Source organism: Albidovulum salinarum (assembly GCF_025673475.1).
In the GTDB taxonomy this organism is placed as follows: Bacteria; Pseudomonadota; Alphaproteobacteria; order Rhodobacterales; family Rhodobacteraceae; genus Albidovulum; species Albidovulum salinarum.
In genome coordinates, this window is record NZ_JAOVQO010000013.1 from 85,524 (window position 1) to 101,231 (window position 15,708).

At 67.1% G+C, this 15,708-nt stretch carries 10 protein-coding genes; 8 read left to right on the forward strand and 2 right to left on the reverse strand.

What is annotated here, in order from left to right; translation table 11 throughout:
• Window positions 1–27 precede the first annotated feature (27 nt).
• Genes OEZ60_RS14450 through murJ form a run of 3 tightly spaced genes read left to right on the forward strand, consistent with a single transcriptional unit; the run spans window position 28 to window position 5,514 of the window.
• Window positions 28–1,200 (forward strand): penicillin-binding protein activator, encoded by a 1,173-nt coding sequence (locus OEZ60_RS14450; RefSeq protein ID WP_263337619.1) that lies wholly within the window; start codon window positions 28–30, stop codon window positions 1,198–1,200.
• Window positions 1,160–3,973 (forward strand): [protein-PII] uridylyltransferase, encoded by a 2,814-nt coding sequence (locus OEZ60_RS14455; protein ID WP_411709806.1) that lies wholly within the window; start codon window positions 1,160–1,162, stop codon window positions 3,971–3,973. Before OEZ60_RS14450 ends, OEZ60_RS14455 begins: the two co-directional genes overlap by 41 nt.
• The gene (murJ, locus tag OEZ60_RS14460; protein ID WP_263337621.1) at window positions 3,970–5,514 is read left to right on the forward strand and encodes a murein biosynthesis integral membrane protein MurJ; all 1,545 of its coding nucleotides are present in this window, start codon (window positions 3,970–3,972) and stop codon (window positions 5,512–5,514) included. The genes OEZ60_RS14455 and murJ overlap by 4 nt, the downstream gene beginning before the upstream one ends.
• Here the strand turns inward: murJ and OEZ60_RS14465 are convergent.
• On the reverse strand, window positions 5,505–6,191 hold the full coding sequence (locus OEZ60_RS14465) for a rhomboid family intramembrane serine protease (protein ID WP_263337623.1): 687 nt from the start codon (window positions 6,189–6,191) through the stop codon (window positions 5,505–5,507). The genes murJ and OEZ60_RS14465 overlap by 10 nt on opposite strands.
• Before the next feature lie 81 nt (window positions 6,192–6,272).
• Between OEZ60_RS14465 and trpS the strand changes: the two genes are divergently transcribed.
• Entirely contained in the window at window positions 6,273–7,310 is a 1,038-nt protein-coding gene (gene trpS, locus OEZ60_RS14470; protein WP_263337626.1) for a tryptophan--tRNA ligase, read from the forward strand.
• 257 nt (window positions 7,311–7,567) lie between these two features.
• Entirely contained in the window at window positions 7,568–8,053 is a 486-nt protein-coding gene (locus OEZ60_RS14475; RefSeq protein ID WP_263337627.1) for a VOC family protein, read from the forward strand.
• 432 nt (window positions 8,054–8,485) lie between these two features.
• Here the strand turns inward: OEZ60_RS14475 and OEZ60_RS22250 are convergent, their stop codons facing one another.
• The gene (locus tag OEZ60_RS22250) at window positions 8,486–12,568 is read right to left on the reverse strand and encodes a calcium-binding protein (RefSeq protein WP_317852838.1); all 4,083 of its coding nucleotides are present in this window, start codon (window positions 12,566–12,568) and stop codon (window positions 8,486–8,488) included.
• Between the two features lie 279 nt (window positions 12,569–12,847).
• Here OEZ60_RS22250 and OEZ60_RS14505 point away from each other — a divergent pair, with 279 nt between their 5' ends.
• From OEZ60_RS14505 to OEZ60_RS14515, 3 genes are all read left to right on the forward strand, one after another.
• On the forward strand, window positions 12,848–13,303 hold the full coding sequence (locus tag OEZ60_RS14505) for a universal stress protein (protein WP_263337629.1): 456 nt from the start codon (window positions 12,848–12,850) through the stop codon (window positions 13,301–13,303).
• Window positions 13,304–13,601: 298 nt separating this feature from the next.
• Window positions 13,602–14,663 carry a DUF1214 domain-containing protein gene (locus OEZ60_RS14510; protein WP_263337632.1) on the forward strand — a complete coding sequence of 354 codons (1,062 nt, stop codon included), beginning with the start codon at window positions 13,602–13,604 and terminating at the stop codon, window positions 14,661–14,663.
• Between the two features lie 17 nt (window positions 14,664–14,680).
• A complete protein-coding gene (locus tag OEZ60_RS14515; RefSeq protein WP_263337634.1) occupies window positions 14,681–15,676 on the forward strand; it encodes a DUF1214 domain-containing protein in 996 nt (331 codons plus the stop codon).
• Window positions 15,677–15,708 lie beyond the last annotated feature (32 nt).

The window sequence follows — 15,708 nt, forward strand, 5'->3', positions numbered from 1 at the left end:
CCTATGACCGGACCCGAGGACAGACCCATGTTCGCCGTTTTGAGCACCCGCCGCAAGGCATTGACCCGCGCCGCTTTTCTTGCCGCCGCCCTGATGCTCGGCGCCTGCGAACCCGTGCCATCCGGCCGTGGCCCGACCATCGACACGAGCGCGCCGGTTCCGGTCGCGCTGATCCTGCCCGGCGGGTCGGGAAACTCGGGCGACGAGGTGCTTGCGCGCAACCTCAAGCAGGCCGCTGACCTCGCGATCGCCGACCTCAACGGCGTGCAGATCGACCTGCGCGTCTACAACGCGGGTTCCAGCCCGGCGGTCGCCGCGAGCACGGCGCGGCGCGCGGTCGACGAGGGCGCGAAGATCATCCTCGGCCCGGTCTTCGCGGAAGCGGCCAATGCCGCCGGGGTCGCGGTCGCGGGCAGCGGCGTGAACGTCCTGTCCTTCTCCAACAACACCGACATCGCCGGCGGCAACGTCTTCGTGCTCGGCCCGACGTTCCAGAACACCGCCACCCGGCTCATGCGCTTCGCGGCGCGCCAGGGCCGCAACCGGATCATGGTCGTGCATGACCGGACCCCCGGCGGCGACCTCGGCCGGCGCGCGATCGAGAGCGCGGCGGCTGGGTCCGGCGCCTCCATCGCCGGAACCGCGACCTACGAGTTCTCGCAGCAGGGCGTGATCAATGCCGCCCCGGCGATCGCCTCGACGGTCAACTCCTCGGGCGCCAACGCGATCTTCTTCACCGCCGACACGGCGGGCGCGCTGCCGCTTCTTGCCCAGCTCCTGCCCGAGGCGGGGGTCAGCAACCAGACGACGCAGTTCATCGGCCTCACACGCTGGGACATCCCGCCGCAAACGCTCTCGATGCCGGGCGTCCAGGGCGGCTGGTTCGCGATGCCTGATCCGGGCCTCACGCAGCAGTTCCAGTCCCGCTTCACGGCGGCCTATGGCGAACCGCCGCACCCGATCGCCGGCCTTGCCTATGACGGAATCGCCGCGATCGGCGCGCTCGTGAAACGCGGCAACGCGAATGCCCTGTCGGCCGCGGCGCTGACGCAGGGTTCGGGCTTCGCCGGCGTGAACGGCGTGTTCCGGCTTCGCGCCGACGGCACCAATGAACGCGGCCTTGCCGTGGCCCAGATCCAGAACGCACAGGTGGTCGTGATTGATCCTGCCCCGAGAAGCTTCGGTGGCGCGGGATTCTGATCCGGCGGCGATAGAGCCGCAGGTCGGACTTCCCGCCGCCATCGGCGACCACCCGATCTTCGACACGGCCAGCTTCGCCGGCCGCCTCGCCGCCGCGGCCACGGCGGCCGGCGACAGCCGCGCCCAGCGCGCCGCCATCGTCCACGAACTCGCCGAGGCCCGCCGCTCCGTGCTCGACGCGGTCGCGGCCGACTTCTCCACCCATCCCCGCGCCGCCTCGATCTCGGTGCGAGCCTATGCCGCGCTCACCGACGCAATCGTCCGTGCGGTCTACTCGGTCGTCACCGATGTCCTGCATCCCCGCGCCAATCCGACCGAGGCCGAGCATATCGCGGTCATGGCCGTCGGCGGCTACGGCCGTGCCGAGATGGCGCCGCAATCCGATGTCGATCTGCTCTTCCTGACGCCGTGGAAGGTCACCGCCTGGGCCGAGAGCGTGATCGAATCCATGCTATATATACTGTGGGACCTGCGGCTGAAGGTCGGCCATTCGAGCCGCACCGTGAAGGACTGCCTGCGGCTCGGGCGCGAGGATTACACGATCCGCACCGCGCTGCTCGAGCGCCGCTTCATCGCAGGTCACCAGCCGCTCGCGGCCGAACTTCGGCTCAAGCTCCGCAACGAGCTCTTCAAGAGCACGGGCGCCGAGTTCATCGAGGCCAAGCTCACCGAACGGGCCGAGCGCCACAAGCGGCAGGGCGGTCAGCGCTACGTGCTCGAACCAAACGTCAAGGAGGGCAAGGGCGGGCTTCGCGACCTGCAGACGCTCTACTGGATCGGCAAGTACATCCACGGCGTCCGGCAGTCGGCCGAACTGGTCGACCAGGGGCTCCTGCGGCGCGAGGAATACGACAACTTCGCCGCCGCCGAGGATTTCCTCTGGGCGGTGCGCTGCCACCTGCACCTGATCACGAACCGCGCCCAGGACCAGCTGACCTTCGACCTCCAGGTCGAGGTCGCGCGTCGCATGGGCTATTCCGACGCCGGCGGCCGTCGCGCGGTCGAGCATTTCATGCAGGATTATTTCCGCCACGCCACCCATGTGGGCGAGCTGACGCGGGTCTTCCTGACCGCGCTCGAGGCGCGCCACGTCAAGCGCGAGGCGATGCTGGCGGGCTTCTTGCGCCGGCGGCGCAAGACCCGCGAGGGGTTCCGGATCGAGCGCGGACGTATCACGATCGTCGACGAGAAGGCATTCCTGAAAGACAAGCTGAACCTGCTCCGCTTGTTCGAGGAAGGCCTCAGGACCGGCTACCTGATCCATCCCGACGCGATGCGCATCGTCACTGCGCATCTCGACACGATCGACGACGAGATGCGCGAGGACCGCGAGGCGACGCGGATCTTCCTCGACCTCCTCCTGAAACACGGCAATCCCGAGCGCGCGCTCCGACGCATGAACGAGCTTGGCGTCCTCTCGGCCTTCATCCCGGAGTTCGAGCCGATCGTCGCGATGATGCAGTTCAATGTCTACCACCACTACACGGTAGACGAGCACACGATTCAGACGATCTCCACCCTCGCGCAGATCGAGAGGAAGGAGTTGATCGAGGAACTTCCGCTGTCCTCCTCGATCCTCGATGCCGGCGTGAACCGGCGGGTGCTCTACGTCGCGCTTCTCCTGCACGACATCGGCAAGGGCCGGCCCGAGGATCATTCGATCCTCGGCGCCCAGATGGCGCGCAAGGTGGCGCCGCGGCTGGGGCTCAATGCAGAGGAATGCGAGACGGTCGAATGGCTCGTCCGCTATCACCTCTTCATGTCCGACATGGCCCAGAAGCGCGACCTCTCCGATCCGCGCACGGTGCGTGACTTCGCCAAGGTCGTGAAGACCAAGAAACGGCTCGATCTTCTGACCGTGCTCACGGTCTGCGACATCCGCGGCGTCGGGCCGAACACCTGGAACAACTGGAAGGCGATGCTGCTGCGCCGTCTCCATGCCGACACCTCAGACGCGCTCGAAGCCGGGCTCGAGACGCTGAACATGAGCAAGCGCCAGGACGAGTCGAAACGCGCGCTGCGCGAGCGTCTGGCGGACTGGGACACCAAGGACGTAAGGCGGGAGACCGCGCGGCATTACGATCCCTACTGGCAGGGGCTCTCCACCGATACCCAAGTCGTCTTCGCGAACCTCCTGAAGGACATTCCCGACGACGCGATCCGCATCGACATCAAGCCCGACCCGGACCACGACGCGACCCGCGCCTGCTTCGCGCTCGGCGACCATCCGGGCATCTTCTCGCGCCTCGCGGGCGCACTGGCGCTGGTCGGCGCCAACGTCGTCGACGCGCGGACCTACACCTCGAAGGACGGCTACGCGACGGCCGTCTTCTGGGTTCAGGACGCCGAGGGCCATCCCTACGAGACCGACCGCCTGCCGCGGCTGCGCGCGATGATCGAAAAGACGCTGAAGGGCGAGGTCGTGGCGCGCGAGGCGCTCAAGGACCGCGACAAGATCAAGAAACGCGAACGCCAGTTCCAGTTCCCGACCCACATCACCTTCGACAACGAGGGCTCGGAAATCTACACGATCATCGAGGTCGACACCCGCGACCGGCCGGGGCTGCTCTACGACCTGACGCGCACCCTCGCGGCGAACAACATCTACATCGCGAGTGCTGTGATCGCGACCTATGGCGCGCAGGTCGTCGACTCCTTCTACGTCAAGGACATGTTCGGGTTGAAACTGCATACGCGGTCGAAGCAGGAAGCGCTGGAACGCAAGCTGCGCACGGCGATCACCGAGGGCGCGGAGCGGGCGCGCGGCGAATGAAACCGATCCGTCTCGTTCGCGGCTTCCTCACGGTCGGCGCCTGGACCCTGTTGAGCCGCATCGCGGGCTTCGTCCGCGACGTGCTGATCGCCGCCTATCTCGGCACCGGGCCGGTGGCCGAGGCCTTCCTGGTGGCCTTCACGCTGCCGAACATGTTCCGCCGCTTCTTCGCGGAAGGCGCGTTCAACACCGCCTTCGTGCCGCTCTTCTCGAAAAAACTCGAGGCCGGTGAGGATCCCAAGGGCTTCGCCGAGGACGCCTTCGCCGGGCTCGCCTTCGTGGTCCTCATCGTCTCGCTCGTGGCGATGGTGGCGATGCCCTGGCTTGTCCTCGCGATGGCGGGCGGCTTCGCCGGGGACGAGCGGCTACCGCTCGCGGTCGAATACGGCCGAATCTGCTTTCCCTACATCCTCTTCATCTCGCTGACTGCGCTGCTCTCGGGTCTCCTGAACGCGGGCGGTCGGTTCATCGCCGCGGCGGGCGCGCCGGTGCTGCTCAACATCATCTTCATCGTCGCCATGGTGATGGCCGACCGGCTCGGTTGGGACATGGGCCTCACTTTGGCCTGGGCGACGCCGGTGACCGGGCTCGCGCAGCTCGCGCTGGTCTGGGTTGCGGCGGCGCGGATGGGCTTCGCCCTGAAGTTCAGGCGGCCCCGGATGACGCCGGACCTGAAGCGGCTTCTCACCATCGCCGGACCGGCGGTCATGGCCGGCGGCGTGGTGCAGATCAACCTCCTCGTCGGCCGCCAGGTCGGCAGCTTCTTCGAGGGCGGCATCGCCTGGCTCTCCTATGCCGACCGGCTCTACCAACTTCCCCTGGGCGTCGTCGGCATCGCCATCGGCATCGTGCTCCTGCCCGACCTGTCGCGCCGGCTGAAGGCCGAGGACACGTTCGGCAGCCGCTACGCGCTCTCGCGCGCCACCGAGTTCGCGCTGTTTCTGACCGTTCCGGCGGGCGTCGCGCTCATGGTGATCCCGCTGCCGCTGATCTCGGTCCTCTACGAACGCGGCGCCTTTGACGCGGCCGACAGCGCGCCGACGGCGCTGGCGCTCGCCGTCTACGGGCTGGGGCTGCCCGCCTTCGTGCTGCAAAAGGTGCTGCAACCCCTCTACTTCGCCCGTGAGGACACCGCGACGCCGTTCCGCTTCGCGCTCTGGTCGATGGTCGTGAACGCCGTGCTTGCCATCGGGCTCGCGCCCTTCCTCGGCTTCATCGCCGCTGCCTGGGGCACCACGCTCGCCGGCTGGGCGATGACCGTCCAGCTCTGGTGGGGAACCCGGAAGATGGGCGAGGCCGCCCGCGCCGACGAAAGGCTCCGCCGCCGCCTGCCGCGCACGGTGCTTGCCTCGGCGGTGATGGGGCTCTTCCTCTGGCTGGCCGAGACCGCGCTCGCCGACCAGCTTTCCGCCCACGGCCACCGCTACTGGGCGCTGACGGTCCTGATCCTTGCCGGCATGGCGGTCTTCGGTCTTGCCGCCTACGCTTTCGGTGCCTTCCGGATCGCTGACTTCCGCTCCGGCCTCTCGCGTCAGCGCTGACGGATCACCTTCAAGAGATGGGCAAGCCCGCCCGGCGCCACGACGAACGACAGCAGGAAGCCCGCGCCGAAGCCCGCCAGATCGGCAATCCAGTCCGGCGCGCCGCCGAAGATCGCACCGAAAAGAAGCTGGATGCCAAGGAGGAACCCGATCAGCGTGAAGGCGCGGCCGCGGTTGGCCTGTTCCGCCCCGAGCCGCGCCCAGAGAATGAAGGTGAAGGCGCCGATCAGCCCGTAGGCCCCGGGATAGGCGCCATAGAGCGCCACCTGTAGCCCCGGCACCAGCGAATAGGCGAGCCCGCCGGCGATCACCCCGCCGAAGAAGACGGCCAGCACCGCCCAGGCCCGGTAGACCTCGGCCACGAACTTGCCGAGCGCGAGGATGAACACCCCGGCGAAGAGCGCATGCGTGAGATTGCCATGCACGAAGGGATAGGTAACGAAGCGCATCAGGTAGTCGCCATCGACGCGCCCCGTGGCGAGCATCTGGTCGAGCATCATCGGCGACAGCGCGAAGCGCTGCAGCGCGTCGCTGCGCCAGCCAATGGCGTCGGCGCTGCCGGTAAACCCGTAGGTGCCCGCGTTCAACACCACCTCCATCGCCACGATCGGCAGCACCAGAAGCCAGATGACCGGCGGCAGCGGATTGAGGGGCGCTTCATCGTAACCGTCGCGCATGGGGTCTCCTTGTTGACGGGGCTCTGCCCCTGCGATACGCGAGCGGGGCGAAAATTTCCAGACGAACCTATGGGGACAGTCATGACCGACGCGGCGAAGTCTAAATTCACCCCGCGCGTGTTTTCCGGCATCCAGCCGACGAACCACTTGCAGCTGGGGAACTACCTCGGTGCGGTGAAGCGCTTCGTGGAGATGCAGAACAGCGGCATCGAGACGATCTACTGCATCGTCGACCTGCACGCGATCACGGTCTGGCAAGACCCCGTCGACCTGCAGAACGCCACGCGCGAGCTTGCGGCCAGCTACATCGCCTCGGGGCTCGATCCGAAGCGATCGATCCTGTTCAACCAGTCCCAGGTGCCGGGCCATGCCGAGCTTGGCTGGATCTTCAACTGCGTCGCCCGCATGGGCTGGATGAACCGCATGACGCAGTGGAAGGACAAGGCCGGCAAGGATGCCGAGAAGGCCTCGCTCGGGCTTTTCGCCTATCCCTCGCTGATGGCGGCCGACATCCTTCTCTACCACGCAACCCATGTGCCCGTGGGCGAGGACCAGAAGCAGCATGTCGAGCTGACCCGCGACATCGCGATCAAGTTCAACCACGACTTCAAGGTGGATTTCTTCCCCGTCACCCAGCCGGTGATCGAGGGCGCCGCCACGCGGGTCATGTCGCTGCGCGACGGCTCCAAGAAGATGTCGAAATCCGATCCCTCGGATGCGAGCCGGATCAACCTCACCGACGATGCCGACACGGTCGCGCAGAAGTTCCGCAAGGCGCGGACCGATTCCGAGCCCCTGCCCGAGACGCTCGAGGGGCTGAAGGACCGGCCCGAGGCGCGGAACCTCGTCAACATCTACGCGGCCCTTGCCGAGATGACGCCCGAGGCGGTGGTGGCGGAATATGCCGGCCAGGGCTTCGGCACCTTCAAGCCGGCGCTCGCCGATCTCGCCGTGTCGAAGCTCTCTCCCATTGCGGACGAGATGAAGCGGCTGATGGCGGATCCGGCGGAGATCGACCGCATCCTCGGTGACGGCGCCGCGCGCGCCAATGCGATCGCAGAGCCGATCCTCGCGCAGACCTACGACATCGTCGGCCTGATCCGCTCGCGTAGAACCTGACGGCGGACCGTCACGCGGCCGTTTCAATTCGCGGGCAGGATGCCGCTGTCTGGTACAGATGCTTTCCCCGGTCGCGGCCTCCCCGGCGCCCCCCGGATGACACCGGACAGCACCGCGGGGCCATTCCCCCGGCCTTCCGCGGGCCCCCGGCTCGCCGGGGGTTTTGCTTTTTTCGCACAACATCCCTGCGAAATCGCAAGTTCTGTGCGTCCAGTTAACAAGCTAGACTGGCTGCACAATGGAAGGGGATGACCTCAATGAGCTACACAGCACCGCCGGAAACCCGCATCGGGCATGTCCACCTTAAGGTTGCCGATCTCGACCGCGCCATCGCGTTCTACTCCGGGCTGCTCGGCTTTGCCGTGACCCAGAAATACGGTACCGGCGCCGCCTTCCTGTCGGCTGGAGGCTACCACCACCACATCGGCCTCAACACCTGGGAGAGCAAGGGCGGCACGGCGCCAGCGCCCGGCCATACCGGGCTTTACCACACCGCGTTTCTCTATCCGTCGCGGGCCGCGCTCGCGGCGGTTCTGAAGCGCCTTGTCGAAGCGGACTATCCGCTCGACGGGGCATCCGACCACGGCGTCAGCGAGGCGCTCTATCTCTCGGACCCGGACGGCAACGGCGTCGAGCTCTACCGAGATAGGCCGGAAGCCGAGTGGCCGCGCGACTCCGCGGATGCCCTCGCGATGGTGACGCGGCCGCTCGACCTGCGCGCGCTCCTGGCCGAAGCGGGCTGATCCCCGTCCGGCATCCCAAGGGGGAACCGGCGCGCGGGTTACGGGCCGCTTTGTCGGACGCGAAGCCGGAAGGGTCGCGAGGAACCGGGCACAGCGGGTGATCCCGAAGGTCGAATTGCTCTCCGCCGCCGGATCCTTGCGTCACAAACGTGAACCCCTGAGGGTTCCTCGGTTTCGCCTTCTCTCCGGCGATGGACCTCGCGCCTCCCGCCCGTGCCGCTTTTCCCAGGTATTTTGCCGCCATGACCGTCCCTTGACGGCGAAACAGGGGGTATTTCGCCGGAAAGCGCGGATCTTTGATGCCCGACGGTGAGCCCGCCGTGCATCGCACGACGATCGCGACGGCGGGAGCTTCCGCCGCGCACGGTGATCTCTCGCGAGGAGAGGCGAATGCCGACCCCGTCCTGCACGTTCACTCGCCGCACCGCGCGTTCAGCCAAACAGGATGTAGTCGAGCAGCTCCTGCGGATCCATGACGCCATGCACCAGAACCTGTTCGCCGCCGTCGAACTGGAACTGGACTCCTTGCGCGGTGACGCTGGCATGCGCGGCGATCAGCTCGGCTCCGGTCATCACCGGGACACCCAGCAACTCGGCACCGAACCGGAGACTGTCGCGACCGAGTTCGAAGTCCATCACCTGATCGGAACCGCCGCCCCCCGCAAAGACGAAAGTATCCGCCCCGGAACCGCCGAACAGGAAATCGTTCCCCGCTCCGCCATCCAGCACGTCGTTGCCGTCAGCGCCGAGGAGGTAGTCGGCGCCGCCGCGGCCCACGAGCAGGTCGTCGCCGCCCGCGCCGAACAATCCGTTGACGCCATCGTCACCGCGCAGCACGTCATTGCCGGACGAGCCTTCGAGTTTCTCGATCCCGACGAACGTATCGCCCGCCGCCATCCCGGTATTGGTCGACGGCGACAGCAGGTCGACCGTCAGCCCCGTCGCCGAGTCGCCGTAGCAAGCGCTGTCGGTCCCGTCCCCTCCGATGAGACGGTCCGCCCCCCAACCACCGTACAGGAAATCATTCCCCGCCCCGCCGTCCAGCACGTCGTTGCCGTCGCCGCCGAGGAGGTAATCGGCGCCGCCGCGGCCCGCGAGCAGGTCGCCGCCGCCCCCGCCGAAGATCCCGTTGACACCGTCGTCGCCGCGCAGCACGTCATTGCCGGACGAGCCTTCGAGCTTTTCGACCCCGACGAACGTGTCGCCCGCCGCCATCCCGGTATTGACCCAATACCAAACCAGGTCGACCGTCAGCCCCGTCGCCGAGTCGCTGTAGCTGGCCGTGTCGGTCCCGTCACCGCCGATGAAACGGTCCGCCCCCCAGCCGCCGTACAGGACGTCGTTCCCCGCCCCGCCGTCCAGCACGTCGGCGCCGTCGCCGCCGAGGAGGTAATCGGCGCCGCCGCGGCCGACGAGGACGTCGTCGCCCGCCGCGCCGAAGATCCCGTTGACACCGTCGTCGCCGCGCAGCACGTCATTGCCGGACGAGCCTTCGAGCTTTTCGACCCCGACGAACGTGTCGCCCGCCGCCATCCCGGTATTGACCCAATACCAAACCAGGTCGACCGTCAGCCCCGTCGCCGAGTCGCTGTAGCTGGCCGTGTCGGTCCCGTCCCCGCCGACAAGACGGTCCGCCCCCCAGCCGCCGTACAGGACGTCGTCCCCCGCCCCGCCGTCCAGCACGTCGTTGCCGTCGCCGCCGAGGAGGTAATCCGTTCCCCCACGGCCCGCGAGCAGGTCGCCGCCGCCCCCGCCGAAGATCCCGTTGACACCGTCGTCGCCGCGCAGCACGTCATTGCCGGACGAGCCTTCGAGCTTTTCGACCCCGATGAACGTGTCGCCCGCCGCCATCCCGGTATTGACCCAATACCAAACCAGGTCGACCGTCAGCCCCGTCGCCGAGTCGCTGTAGCTGGCCGTGTCGGTCCCGTCACCGCCGATGAAACGGTCCGCCCCCCAGCCGCCGTACAGGACGTCGTTCCCCGCCCCGCCGTCCAGCACGTCGGCGCCGTCGCCGCCGAGGAGGTAATCGGCGCCGCCGCGGCCGACGAGGACGTCGTCGCCCGCCGCGCCGAAGATCCCGTTGACGCCGTCGTCGCCGCGCAGCACGTCATTGCCGGGCGAGCCTTCGAGTTTCTCGATCCCGACGAACGTATCGCCCGCCGCCATCCCGGTATTGACCGAAGGCAATATCAGGTCGGCCGTCAGCCCCGTCGCCGAGTCGCCGTAGCTGGCGGTGTCGGTCCCGTCCCCGCCGATGAGACGGTCCGCCCCCTCCCCGCCCGACAGGACATCGTTCCCGGCCCCGCCGTCCAGCACGTCATCGCCGCCGCCGCCGGCCAGCCGGTCGTCGCCGCTTCCGGCGAAGATCCAGTTCACGCCGTCGTCGCCGCTCAGCCAATCGGCAAACCACGACCCGACCACCGCCTCGATCCCCGAGAAGCGGTCTCCGGCGGCGATCGCGGTGTTGCGGCTCGAATCGGCTAGGTCGACGACGAGGCCGGTCGGCGAATCGGAGTAGTCGGCGAAGTCGAAGCCGTTCCCGCCGACCAGCGTATCGGCGCCTTCTCCGCCCTGAAGCGTATCGTCGCCGTTACCGCCATCGAGACGGTCGTCCCCGTGGCGGCCGAGAATACTATCCGCACCGTCCCGCCCGGCAATCCTGTTATCCCCGCCATCGCCGCGCAGGTCGTCGTCGTGGGACGAACCGATCAGCCCTTCGATACCGAAATAAACATCTCCGGCCGCGTCGCCGGAATTCAAGCCCGGCTCGATGAGATCGACGCGGACCGCAGCGCCCGCCCTCGCGTAGTCCGCGTAGTCGAGCCCGGTGCCGCCATCCAGCGTGTCGCCCCCCGCGCCGCCGGTGAGGACGTCGTTGCCGGCAGCGCCCCGAAGCAAGTCATTGCCCGCCTGACCATCGAGCCGATCATCGAAAACCGAACCGATCAGCCTGTCGTCGCCGGGCGTTCCAGCCTCGACCCGCCCTGCGACGATCTGCTGAAGCGGTGACCGGGGCAGGTTGATCGTGTTCGCATTGGTGAACTGGGCCGCCGCCAGCGGTGAATAGGTCGATGAGACGATCTCCACCACCTCATCGCCGTAGGTGATCGTCGCGCCGATCGCGGTGCTGGTGATCTTCAGTGCCGAGACGGAGTATAGAAGCGTGAAGTCCGACAGGTCGAGCCGGTCATAGTTGATGTCGAAATCGGTGATCCGGTCGGGCGCGCCATCGGTCAGCAGGACGAAAAGATCCCGTCCCGCGCCGCCGCTGAGCGTATCGCTCCCCGCGCCGTCAACGAGGATGTCGTCGCCGCCGCCGCCCTGAAGCAGATCGTTTCCGCTGCCGCCGAGAATCACGTCGTCGGCCGCAGCGCCGGTCAGGACGTCATCCGCCTCATCGCCATTGAGGTTCAGCCCCGGCGCGCCAAGCTCAAGCCGGAACTGGCTGAGCCCGTTTTCGTCCCCCGACGCGGTAAAGATCTGGATCTCGCCCGCGACGGCGACCGCCTCGATCGCGGCAACCGCCGACAGCGCCGTCGCCTTGGTATCGGTGATACTCGTCAAGAGGATCAGTCGGCCATCGGGCAGCAGCTGGAAAACCGAGATGCCGTCGTCAGCCCCGCCCGCGATCACATAGGTCCGTCCCGAGACGGTAACGGTGTCGAGTGCTGCCACCGACTGAAACCGGGTCGCCAGCGTATCCGTGACGTGATCGGTCGGCATCAGCCGGTCGGCCTCCACCCGCAGGACCGAAATCGAGGAACTGCCCATGCCGGCGACGATCAGGTACTGGACCGACCCGAACGCGGCCGTCTGCAGCGCGCTCGGCGCGTCGATGCCAAGCCCGTCGCGCGCCCCGATCGCTGCGTGTAACTGCAGCGATCCGTCTCCGGCGATGCGAAAGCTCGACACGCCGTCCTCACAGCCCGATGCCACGAAAAGCCAGCGTTCGCCATCGACCGTCGCGGTCGTCATCGCGGTAACGTCTGCAGAGAGGCTGTCGGCAGTATCGACGAAGCCCGCCGACGGGGTCAACGCGGCCGACCCGTCCGGCAACGACCAGGCCTTGATCCGGTCTGAACCCGGCGTGACGCCGTAGATCCAGCTCGTCGTCCCGATCCGGATCGTCGCCAGATCGGACAGCGCGCCATCGCTTCCGCCGCCGCCGGAAAAGCCCGTGACGGAACCGAAAGCGCCGTCGCCACCGAGGATCCTGCCGTCGAGCGTCGCCCCGAACCGCGCCGAGGCCAACAGCACCGTCTGGCTTCCGGTCTGCAGGACATCGAGCCGTGTCAGGCCGGTGAGGTCCGAACCCGCCGGGTAAGGGGCCCAGCCGTAAGACGTGGCCGCCGCACCGGGCGCCAGCCGATAGGAGGATATCCCCAGCCCGGGCTGCGCCCCGGCATAGAGGTAAGTGCCCGACGCCGTCGTCAGCGTCGCAAAGCCCGACACGCGAGCGCCGAAGGACAACGTGCCGTCAAGCAACGTCGCCACATGTTGGAGGCCAACCACGTTTGCCACCCGATTTGTCTTCACCCGCATCCAGTGAAGGCGGGTCGGCTTTAGAATCCCCTAAGGCGGCGCCTCTCGGCGGGCCGGAAAACCCGCAAAGTCTCTACAATCGAAGCGAATCACGGATGCCGATCCGGCGGCCCCACGGCCTGATCGATTTGTGATCATACGCGCCCCGGCGTCGGCCGCCGGACCGGCGAAAGCCAGCGCGATCGCGCAAGGTCCGTTGCCAATCGCGGCCGCAACCGCCATGATCGCGGCGCCACACAGGGGAATATGATGCGCAAGTTCCTGGTCGTTCTCGACGACAGCCGCGAATGCCTGAACGCGATGCGGTTCGCGGCGCTGCGCGCCGCGCATACCGGCGCCGGCGTCACGATCCTCGCGGTGATCCCGCCCGAGGAGTTCCAGCACTGGATCGGCGTCGGCGACATCATGCGCGCCGAGGCGCGCGAGCGGATCGAGGCGCATTACGAGGTCTTCGCCAAATGGATGCGCGACCGCCAGGGAATCGAGCCCGAACTCGTCATCCGCGAGGGCGAGCCGATGAACGAGATTTTCGCCCAGATCACAGAAGACCCCGAGATCGGCGTTCTCGTCCTGGGCGCTGGCACCGACAAGGGCGGCCCCGGACCGCTCGTCACCCAGATGTCGAAGAACTCCGGCAGCCTGCCGATCCCGATCACGATCGTGCCGGGAGAGATGTCGAAGGAGCGGCTCGAAGCCATCACCTGACACGGTGGCGCAGGCGCGGCCTTCGGCCGCCACCGGGCTGCGGTACACCGAGTATTCACCAAGCGTCATGCGATGGGCCACAGGCCGGGCACCGGCCCATGCCTTTGCGCAGTGCGCGCGTGAATGCTCGCGGCATCATTTGCAGAAACCGCTGGGCATGGCATAACTGATTGGAGTTGGCTCGCTTTCCGCGCAACCGGCGCCTTGATCCCGGTCAAGTCCAAGGCGCCGGAGCGGCGCTATAAGAGAGGCGAGTACATGTAGCCTTCGCGCTGCGACAACCCTTGGAGGGATCGCAATGAAGAGATGGATCGTATCCACTGCCACAGCTCTTGCAACCAGCGCTGCCCTGATCGCGTCGCCAATCGGCGCGCAAAGTCCGGACAACACGCTGAACGCCCTCGTTGAAGCGCGGGAAATCCCCGTCACCATCGACAATTTCATCCGTGCGGCCACGGATTTCGAGCTCGGGAAATACGAGGCCCTTGCGGGCGGAGTGAACCGGTTCTTCCATTTCCGGGCACCAACGCCGGTCGAGAGCCAGCCGACGATCCGGATGAACCGCGATACGCTCTACAGCACCGCGGTCATCGACATCAGCGAAGGCGCCACGCTGACGCTGCCCGACGTGGGCGACCGCTACATGACGGCAATGGTGGTCAACCAGGACCACTACATCGACGAGGTTTTCTTCGGAGGCGGCAGCTACACGCTCGACATGGAAACGTTCGGCACGCCCTATGTCATCGTCTTCATGCGCGTGCTCGTGGACGCGGCCGATCCGGAGGATGTCGCCGCCGTGAACGCGATCCAGGACCAGATGACGGTCGAGGCGGGCTCGGCGAAGACCTTCATCGTGCCCGATTACAGCGAGGAGGATTTCGAGGGCCTCGTCCGGGCGATCCTCGGCCTCGGCCCCTATGTTCCGGACAGTGCCGGCATGTTCGGCGCGCGGGGCGAGGTCGGCCCGGTGCGCCACTTCATCGGCACGGCCGGCGGCTGGGGCGGCCTGCCCGAGTCCGAGGCGTTCTACGTCAACGTGGATCCGGGACTGCCGGTCGGGGACTACCGGATCGACGTGCCCGCCGACGTGCCGGTGGGCGCGTTCTGGTCCATCAGCCTCTACAATCGCGCCGGCTTCTTCGAGAAGAACGACCTCGGCGCGTACAACATCAACTCCGTGACCGGGGCCCGCAACGAAGACGGCTCGATGACGGTGCATCTCGGCGGATGCGACGATGGCCGGGTGAACTGCCTGCCGGTCATGGACGGCTGGAACTACACCGTGCGCCTCTACCGGCCCGGCCCGGAAATCCCTGATGGGAGCTGGGCATTTCCCGAAGCGAAGCCCCTGAATTGACAGAAAAGGACGTCAGGATGAGATATTTGCTGGCAATCGCACTGCTTGCGCCGATCGCCGCTTCGGCCCAGGAGGTCAATGTCGAAACCTTCGTGCGGGCCGAGACGGATCACATGATCCGCCTGAACATGGAAAGCCAGGGTCTCGAGGTTGGCAAGATCGCCCATCTGCGCGAACCGACGACGGTCGCGAACCAGACGGTGATCCGCAGCAACCAGGATACGCTCTATTCCTCCGTCGTCCTCGACCTGTCGGAACCCGTCACCTTCACGATGCCGGAAATCGGCGGACGCTACATGTCTATGCATGTGATCAATCAGGATCACTACATGTTCGTCGAGACCCGGCCGGGCGCCTACGACCTGACGGAGGAGACGGTCGGATCGCGGTTCGCCATCGTGCTCATCCGCACCTTCGTCGACGTCAACGATCCCGACGACGTCGCCAAGGCCCATGCGGCGCAGGACGCGATCGAGATCGCCGGCGGCGGGGCCGGACCGTTCGAGGCACCGGACTGGAATCTCGACAAGCTCGCCGTGATCCGCAAGGCGCTCAACGATGTCGCTGCGCTTGGCTTCGATTCCACCTATGCCTTCGGCTCCGTGGAGGAGACGCGGCCCGTGGACCATCTCGTCGGAGCTGCCGCCGGCTGGGGTGGCCTGCCGGTCAGTGCCGCCTATTACCTGATAGACAGCGTCAGCGCGAACGACGGCGCGACCCCGCACGCCGTCACCGTCAAGGACGTGCCCGTGGACGCGTTCTGGTCGATCACGGTCTACAATTCCGACGGCTATCTGGCGGCCAACGACCTTGGCCGCAACAGCTACAACAACGTCACCGCCGCGCCGGATGAGGACGGCGGCTACACGCTCCATTTCGGCGGCTGCGAGGATGGCCGGGCGAACTGCATCCCGATCACGCCGGACTGGAGCTATGCGATCCGCATGTACCAGCCGCGGCCCGAACTTCTGGACGGCAGCTGGACCTTCCCCGCGATCGAACCCGCGAGCTGACCGGCCGCGCTGGCAAGCGAACCGCCGTCAGG